The 7,633-nt window shown below is 55.8% G+C and carries 5 protein-coding genes; all 5 read left to right on the forward strand.

Translation table 11 applies throughout. The features are described from left to right. Nucleotides 1–90: 90 nt before the first annotated feature. The 5 genes from HW554_RS10220 to HW554_RS10240 all read left to right on the forward strand — a co-directional run bounded on the left by HW554_RS10220 (nucleotide 91) and on the right by HW554_RS10240 (nucleotide 7,560). Nucleotides 91–930: a class I SAM-dependent methyltransferase gene (locus HW554_RS10220; protein WP_246285186.1), complete on the forward strand. Its 840-nt coding sequence runs from the start codon at nucleotides 91–93 to the stop codon at nucleotides 928–930. Nucleotides 931–954: 24 nt separating this feature from the next. Then, entirely contained in the window at nucleotides 955–2,244 is a 1,290-nt protein-coding gene (locus HW554_RS10225) for an FtsX-like permease family protein (RefSeq protein ID WP_317170866.1), read from the forward strand. Nucleotides 2,245–2,444: 200 nt separating this feature from the next. Further along, nucleotides 2,445–5,414 (forward strand): DEAD/DEAH box helicase, encoded by a 2,970-nt coding sequence (locus HW554_RS10230; RefSeq protein WP_176908485.1) that lies wholly within the window; start codon nucleotides 2,445–2,447, stop codon nucleotides 5,412–5,414. A gap of 324 nt (nucleotides 5,415–5,738) precedes the next feature. Continuing rightward, nucleotides 5,739–6,491: a hypothetical protein gene (locus HW554_RS10235; protein ID WP_176908486.1), complete on the forward strand. Its 753-nt coding sequence runs from the start codon at nucleotides 5,739–5,741 to the stop codon at nucleotides 6,489–6,491. Between the two features lie 361 nt (nucleotides 6,492–6,852). Beyond that, a complete protein-coding gene (locus HW554_RS10240) occupies nucleotides 6,853–7,560 on the forward strand; it encodes a hypothetical protein (RefSeq protein ID WP_176908487.1) in 708 nt (235 codons plus the stop codon). The last annotated feature ends 73 nt before the right edge of the window (nucleotides 7,561–7,633 follow it).

The raw sequence follows: 7,633 nt of genomic DNA on the forward strand, positions 1-7,633 counted from the left end.
CGTCCTGAGCAGCGCGAAGAACCCATGCAGAACGAGTCGATCGACATTCGCATCTGTACAGGTTCTTCGCGCTGCTCAGGATGACCATCTTTGGCCTTCACCCACTCACCGGCTCACCCCTTGCATTACGACCCGATTAAAAAGTCGCTCGGCGACGTGTTCAACCGCACTCCCTGGCTGCGGCGGCTCTTTTATCATCTGCTCGATTTGCTGCTGCTGCGTACCTGGCACGTGCACCGCGAGCTGCGCGCCTGGAGCAAGGGCCGCACCCAGGAGCAGCTCACGATTCTGGACGCCGGTTCGGGCTACGGGCAGTATACCTACTGGCTGGCGGGCCAGAGCCCGAAGTGGGAAATTCTGGCCGTCGATGTGAAGGAGGAGCAGGTAGCCGATTCCAACCGCTTTTTCCGCGAGATTGGTCGCGTGAATGCCCAGTTTGCCGTGCAGGACCTGGTGCTTTACCAGCAGCCCAACACCTTCGATCTGGCCTTGTCGGTTGACGTGATGGAGCATATTCTGGAAGACGTGGAGGTGTTCAAAAACATCCATGCCTCGCTCAAAGACGGTGGCATGCTGCTCATCTCCACCCCCAGCGACCAAGGCGGCTCCGACGTGCATTCCGACGGCGAAACCAGCTTTATCGAGGAGCACGTGCGCGACGGCTACAACATCCACGAAATTCAGCAGAAGCTGCGCACGGCCGGTTTCGAGCGTATTGAGGCCCAGTACAGCTACGGCGAGCCGGGCCAGATTTCGTGGCGCCTGAGCATGAAGTACCCGATTCAGCTGCTGGGCGCGTCGAAGTGGTTTTTTCTGCTGCTGCCTTTCTACTACCTGGTTACCTTCCCCTTCTGCCTGCTGCTGAACTGGCTTGATGCCAGCACCAAGCACGAATCGGGCACCGGCCTCATCGTGAAGGCCTGGAAATAGACCTTTCCGGCTCAACGGCGTATCTTGGCTGCGGAACCCGCCGCTTTTTTACTCTCACACTCCGCCCAGCTTCGGCCCGCCCCGCACGTGAACGTACCCTTGCTCATTGCCCGGCGTTATTTTCTCTCCAAGAAGAAGCGCAACATTATCAGCATCATCTCCAACATTTCAATGGTGGGGGTAGCGGTGGGCACCACGGCGCTGATTATCGTGCTCTCCGTTTTCAACGGCCTCGAAGATTTGGTGCGCAGCCTCTACGGCAAGTCCGACCCCGATTTGGTGGTGACGGCCGTGCAGGGCAAGTCGTTCGAGCTGACGGCTCCGCTGCTGGTGCGCGTGCAGCGCACGCCCGGCGTGCGCATGGTAACCGAGGTGATTGAGGACAACGCCCTGCTGCAGTACCGCGACCGGCAGATGGTGGTGAAGATGAAGGGCGTTTCGGATAACTACCAGCACCAAAGTAACATCGACTCGGCTATTGTCGACGGCAGTTCGGGCCTGCAGCGCGAGGGCCGCGACTACGCCCTGCTGGGGGCCGGCGTGCAGCACGAGCTCAGCATCGCCCTCGACAACCGTTTCGCGCCCATGCGCCTGCTGTACCCCAAGGCCGGTAAGTTCAAGGTTTCCATGGACCCCGACGCCTACTTCACCCAGAAAAATATTCTGGCTGGGGGCGTTTTCCTAATCGAGCAGCGCATCGACGACAGCTATGTTTTTGTGCCGCTCGATTTCGCCCGCGACCTGCTCAACTATGGCACCCGCCGCACGGGGCTGGAGGTGAAGGTGAAGGACGGCCAGGACATCGAAAGCGTGCAGAAAACGTTGCGCGAGCGGCTTGGCCCGACTTTCAAGGTGCTCAACTCCGACGAGCAGCACGTGTCGTTGCTCAAGGCCATTAAGGTGGAGAAGATGTTTGTGTTCATCACTTTCGCTTTCATTCTGCTCATTGCCAGCATCAACATCTTCTTCTCGCTCTCGATGCTGGTGATTGACAAGAAGAAGGATATGGCCGTGCTGATGGCCATGGGGGCCGACCAGCGGACGATTCGCAACATTTTCCTGTTCGAGGGGGCCATTGTGGCCCAGGTGGGCGCCATTGTCGGGCTGGTGCTGGGCGTGGGTATCTGCTGGATTCAGCAAACGTTTCATGTGGTGAGCATGGGCATGGCCACGAGCGTGGTGGACGCGTACCCGGTGAAGATGCAGCTCTCCGATATTGTGCTCACCGGCATTGCCATCGTCTTTATCACCATCAGCGTCTCTATCCAGCCGGCCCTGAACGCCTCGCGCCTCGACGTGCGCGACAACCTGTAGGCCATCCGCCTGCGCCCCCTGCACCGCGTTTTTGATACACTCCGTGGGCAGTTGACGGAATGCTGCTGGCCGAATTTGCGCGCTAAAACGAAAGGATACCCGCTTTTAGTATGTTTATTCAGCGGACGAACTTTCTTATTGATTAAAATTACGCTATTTAGCGGGCTGTCTTTGTTTTATTGCCCCTATTAAGCCCGACCATGAAGGTCTCGACTACTGAGCCGTTTCAGATTGTTTATTCGCTGCTGGAGCATGAATATCTGGGGTATTTATTCGAGTCGTATGTGGTGCAGCGCAACGAGCGGGGGCAGCTGACGCTGCTGCACCAAACTGTATCGGCCAAGAATGCGGCCGAGTTTGGGGCCGGCCTCGACGCCACCGACTTCGAGCTGGTGGCCCTCACCGACCAGATAAGCCAGGACGCGGTTATCAAGGAATTCGGGCCCAAGAAAAAAACAACACCAGCCGATTTCTTCCTGAAAACCTATGACCCCGAAAAAGGCGATAAGGTGCTGCAGGATGCCATCTGCCGCTACGTGCAGGAGCGTATGGGCCAGATTCTGGCGCGACTGGCGGGCAAGTGCGTGTTTATTATGGGCCGCGACGGTGAGCCTACCTGGCGCGAGATTTCCCTGGCTCCCGAGCCAGCCTCGGTGCTGTTTCACTTCCGGCGCAACGAGGAAAATACCCACTACTTCCCTACCATTCAGTACCAGGGCCAGAAGCTCGATTTCCAGTACAAAAACACGGTAATTGTGTGCGAGCAGCCGGCCTGGCTGCTGGTGGGCGACGTGCTGCATAACTTCCGCAACGAAGTCGACGGCAAGAAGATCAAGCCCTTCCTCAACAAGAAGTTCATCGTTATTCCGCGTCAGGTCGAGGACAGTTACTTCCATAAGTTCGTGGCTCCGCTGGTCGAGTCGTTCGATGTGCACGCCCGCGGCTTCGACATCCGCTCGGAGCGTTACGTGGCCCGGCCCCAGCTTACGTTCTCCGACGCGCCGGCCCCCGCTGCGGCCCTTGCCACCCCAGCCGCTGCCCCGCGCCCAGGGCGGCGGGCGGCCGGAGCCGTTGCGGCCGTGGCATCGGCACCGCCTGCCAACCATATCCACTTCGACCTGAGCTTCCGCTACGGCCCCCACACGGTGCCCTCCGACCACGACAAGCGCGTGTGTGTGAAGCTGGAAAAGCAGGCCGATAACTACGTCTTCCACCGCCTCATCCGGAACCTCGACCAGGAACAGGAAATTGTGCGCGAGCTGCAGGCCCGCGCCCTGCAGGTGCAGGATGGTCGCGCCATGCTCGAAAAGGCCACCGCCTTCCGCTGGCTCCACGACCACACCGACGAGCTGACCCAGCGCGGCTTTACAGTGAAGCAGGGCCGCTCTTCGGGCAAAGACTATTTCATCGGTTCCGTATCGGTAGAGGTGGGCATCACCGAAACCAACGACTGGTTCGACGTGCATGGTGTGGTGCGCTTCGGCGAGTTTGAGATTCCGTTTATCAAGCTGCGGCCCTACATTCTCAACAAGCGGCCCGAGTTCCGGCTGCCCAACGGTCAGATTGCCATCATTCCGGAAGAGTGGTTTGCGCAGTACCTGGAGCTATTTGCCTTCGCCGAGGAGCACAACCAGGGCCTGAGCCTGCGCAAGCACCACGTGTCGCTGGTGGCCGACCTGCAGAGCGGCAACCTGGCCACCGTGCTTATGTCGCGTAAGCTGGAGCAGCTGCGCGAGTTCGAAGCTGTGGCTGAGCAGCCCATGCCAACCACCTTCCGGGGTGAGTTGCGCCCCTACCAGAAGGCCGGCTACGACTGGCTCCATTTCGTGCAGAACTACCAGTTTGGTGGCTGCCTGGCCGACGATATGGGGCTCGGCAAAACGGTTCAAACGCTTGCGCTGCTGCTGCAGCGCAAGGAAATGGCTACAGCCCGCGGGGCGGCCTCGCTGCTGGTGATGCCTACCTCGCTGGTATACAACTGGATGACCGAGGCCTTTAAGTTTGCGCCCGGCCTGCGTCTGCTCATCTATACCGGCACCTACCGCGAGAAAAACGTGGCGCAGTTCGCCGACTACGATGTGGTGCTGACCAGCTACGGCATTGTGCGGCTGGATATTGAGCTGCTCAAAACCTACCAGTTCGACTACGTGATTCTCGACGAGTCGCAGGCCATTAAGAATCCCGGATCGACCACCTCGCAGGCCGTGCGCCAGCTGCCGGCCCGCCACCGCCTGATTCTGACCGGCACGCCGGTCGAAAACAGCACGATGGATTTGTGGTCGCAGATGTCGTTCATCAACCCCGGGCTGCTGGGAACCCAGGCGTTTTTCCGCAAGGAGTTTCTCAAGCCTATTGAAAAGCACCAGGACGAGGACAAGCGCCGCCGGCTGCATGCACTCATCAAGCCCTTTATTCTGCGCCGCCACAAGGCCCAAGTAGCCACCGAGCTGCCCGCCAAGGTGGAGAACCTGAACTACTGCGCCATGACCGATGAGCAGCAGCAGTTCTACGAGGAAACCAAAAGCCACTACCGCAACCTGATTCTGCAGAACCTGGAGGAAACCGGCTCGGCCAACACCCAGTTCGTGCTGCTGCAGGGCCTCACCAAGCTGCGCCTGATTGCCAATCACCCCCGCCTCGCCGACCCGGAGTACGCCCACGAGTCGGGCAAGCTGCGCGAGGTGGTGCGGATGATAAAGAACGTGGCAGCCGAAGGTCATAAGGTTCTGGTGTTCAGCCAGTTTGTAAAGCACCTGGATTTGGTGCGTACGGCCCTCGATGAGCGGCAGCTCGCTTACGCCTACCTCGACGGCAACACCCGCGACCGGCACAAGGAGGTCACCCGCTTCCAGGAAACGCCCGAACTGCGCGTGTTCCTTATCAGCCTGAAAGCCGGTGGCGTGGGCCTCAATCTCACGGCCGCCGACTACGTGTTCCTGCTCGACCCCTGGTGGAACCCCGCCGTGGAGGCCCAGGCCGTCGACCGCGCCCACCGCATCGGCCAGGAGCGCACGGTGTTCACCTACAAGTTCATCACCCGCGGCACCGTTGAGGAGAAAATCCTGGCCCTGCAGCGCAAGAAAATTCAGCTCGTGACGGACCTGATTTCCACCGACGAAGCCGTCATCAAGAACCTCACGAAGGAAGATATTGAGGAACTGCTGGGGTGAGAGCGGGATGGCAAGTCCAAAAGTATGAATGGGCTATAAAATTATTTTTAGTGCAGGGTATCAAACAATAAAAACTCCCTATACATTCGTGCATCATTCATCCTTCCTTTTTCCTTTTATGTTTAAGCAATTTACCCCCCCCCCCGCAGCCTTAGAAAGCTGCTAGTTGTTACTTTTGCCGTTACGAGCGGAGTATTCGCATCCTGCGAAGAGCAGAGTGCAGATCAACCGCAACCGCAAGAAATTATTCAAAAGCGTCAGCTCTCACAGGAGGAAAAGCAGCGTGTTGAGAATTTCAAGCAAGCAGCAGGTGTGCTTAGCGAAATGATTAAAACGGACAAGGACTTAGCCGCATCTCTTCGTTCAAATATATCGCTTAGTCGTCCGGGTCAACAAAACGTATCTTTTAAAGAATTAGTAGCAGAGGATAACGCTATTAAATCGAGAGGTACTGAGTCTTTTACGAACAAGTTTGTGGCCGCCGTTGCGAATCAGAATGCGCACCGAACTACTAGTTCCGTAGTTACTACTACGGGTAATGAGCTACTTAATACTCTGGTAGAAGATGGGGCACAAATTTATTTTCCTTATGAGGAGCTGTATCCCTCCTATTCTGAAGAAATTACAGTAGCGTACGACCCAATTGACAACGCAGATGTTTCTACGGGTTTTCAGTACAATGCTAACGGAGAACTAGTAGAAGTTACTGTTAACGATTTGTATGCTCAACAGCATCCTACACTTATTGTGATGGAAGATGCTGCTGCGTATGTGCTGCCGGATACCCAATTACAGGTTATGCGCCCTACCGCAATCGGTGACACGGTAAACGAAGTATACGTAGGAGCTGTGCGGCTTACCAAAAATATGGACGGCCTGTTCGATGGTAACAACGAAGTGGTTTTCGTACGCTCTGACACATTCATAAGGCTTAACGCAACTGGTCAGGTCGAGTCGGGTTCAAAAGGATATATAACTAAGAACGCAGACGTCAGAAGGTATGACGCGTCAAATAAGAGATGGGTGGATAAAAATATTTTTTTCGATTCCGATTGGGACCGAACAGAGCAATCATAACATTTCGCTGTTTACGAACACGATCCGCATCAGACTAAAACCCAGAAAACAACTACTAGCGTAGCCCTTACTATTTCTACAGGTAACACTGTCAATAACTCACTAGAAAATACGTTGACTTATTCCACGGACCACAGATTGTGGGGAAATCAGACTTATGGGCGAAAAGCATTTTTTAATACAAATACTATCCCACTCTTGGGCGGCTCATTAAGAAATGGATTTAGGGTATACCAGGAGATTGTTCATAAAAATGACGTCATACAGTATACTCACCCGACTGTAACAATGATTTTTAAATAATAAAAATTGATCCCGCCAAGTATATAAATTACTTGACGGGATCAATTTTGCTGTCATCATGAAAAAACAATTTCTGTTACTGGCGCTGCTACTTGGCAGCCTCCCGTCGCTGGCGCAACTCAAGTTCCGTAACGCCGGGCCTATTGTTGGATACACGAAATTATACGCCAATGAATTGACCCAGATGGTTGGCCGCTACCCCGTCAATATGGGGCAGACTGATATGGATCATCTGCGGCTGGGTGCCTATGCCAGCTTCGCGCTGCCGCGCACCCGCTTGCTGCTGCGACCCGAACTCAGTTACGTCAATCACAGTCTCTGGACGGGCGCGCAGAACCCGTTTCACGATTCGGAAAAGGAAGCGGAAACCTGGATATCCTCGGGCAGTGGACACCCCTACAATCGCCTGGAAGCAACCATGCTAATGGTTTCACAGCACCGCTTCTGGCATGTGCACGCGGGATTGGCCGGGTGGCACGTATTTGATGCTTCAACAGGCAGAAAGGCCTATGCCTATAGTCCCAGCCGTCAGGCTATCTTCCTAGCCCTGGACCGGTCCTTCAACCCATATGTTGGGGCCGTGAAAATTGGCGCGGGGCTGAGCCTGGGGCGGCTTCATCTCGAAGCCAACTACGTGCGCAACGCTACCCGGGTACTTCGTTCCGAACTCGCGGCCGATGGCCAAACCACCCGCCTGGGGCGGCTCGATGTAGCGTCAGTGACGTACGACATCCGCTTCGATGTGTTTCGGAAACTAGAGCAGTAGGCAATATTCTCAACGTTCTGCATCGACATTCCTTAAACTGATATATAACACTATATCCGCTTCGAATCGAAAA

This window comes from Hymenobacter lapidiphilus (assembly GCF_013377885.1).
Lineage (GTDB): Bacteria > Bacteroidota > Bacteroidia > Cytophagales > Hymenobacteraceae > Hymenobacter > Hymenobacter lapidiphilus.

Excerpts from the sequence above, each read along its gene's own strand:
- HW554_RS10240 (WP_176908487.1), top strand. The coding sequence starts at position 6,853 with ATGAAAAAACAATTTCTGTTACTGGCGCTGCTACTTGGCAGCCTCCCG.
- HW554_RS10235 (WP_176908486.1), top strand. The coding sequence starts at position 5,739 with ATGATTAAAACGGACAAGGACTTAGCCGCATCTCTTCGTTCAAATATA.
- HW554_RS10230 (WP_176908485.1), top strand. The coding sequence starts at position 2,445 with ATGAAGGTCTCGACTACTGAGCCGTTTCAGATTGTTTATTCGCTGCTG.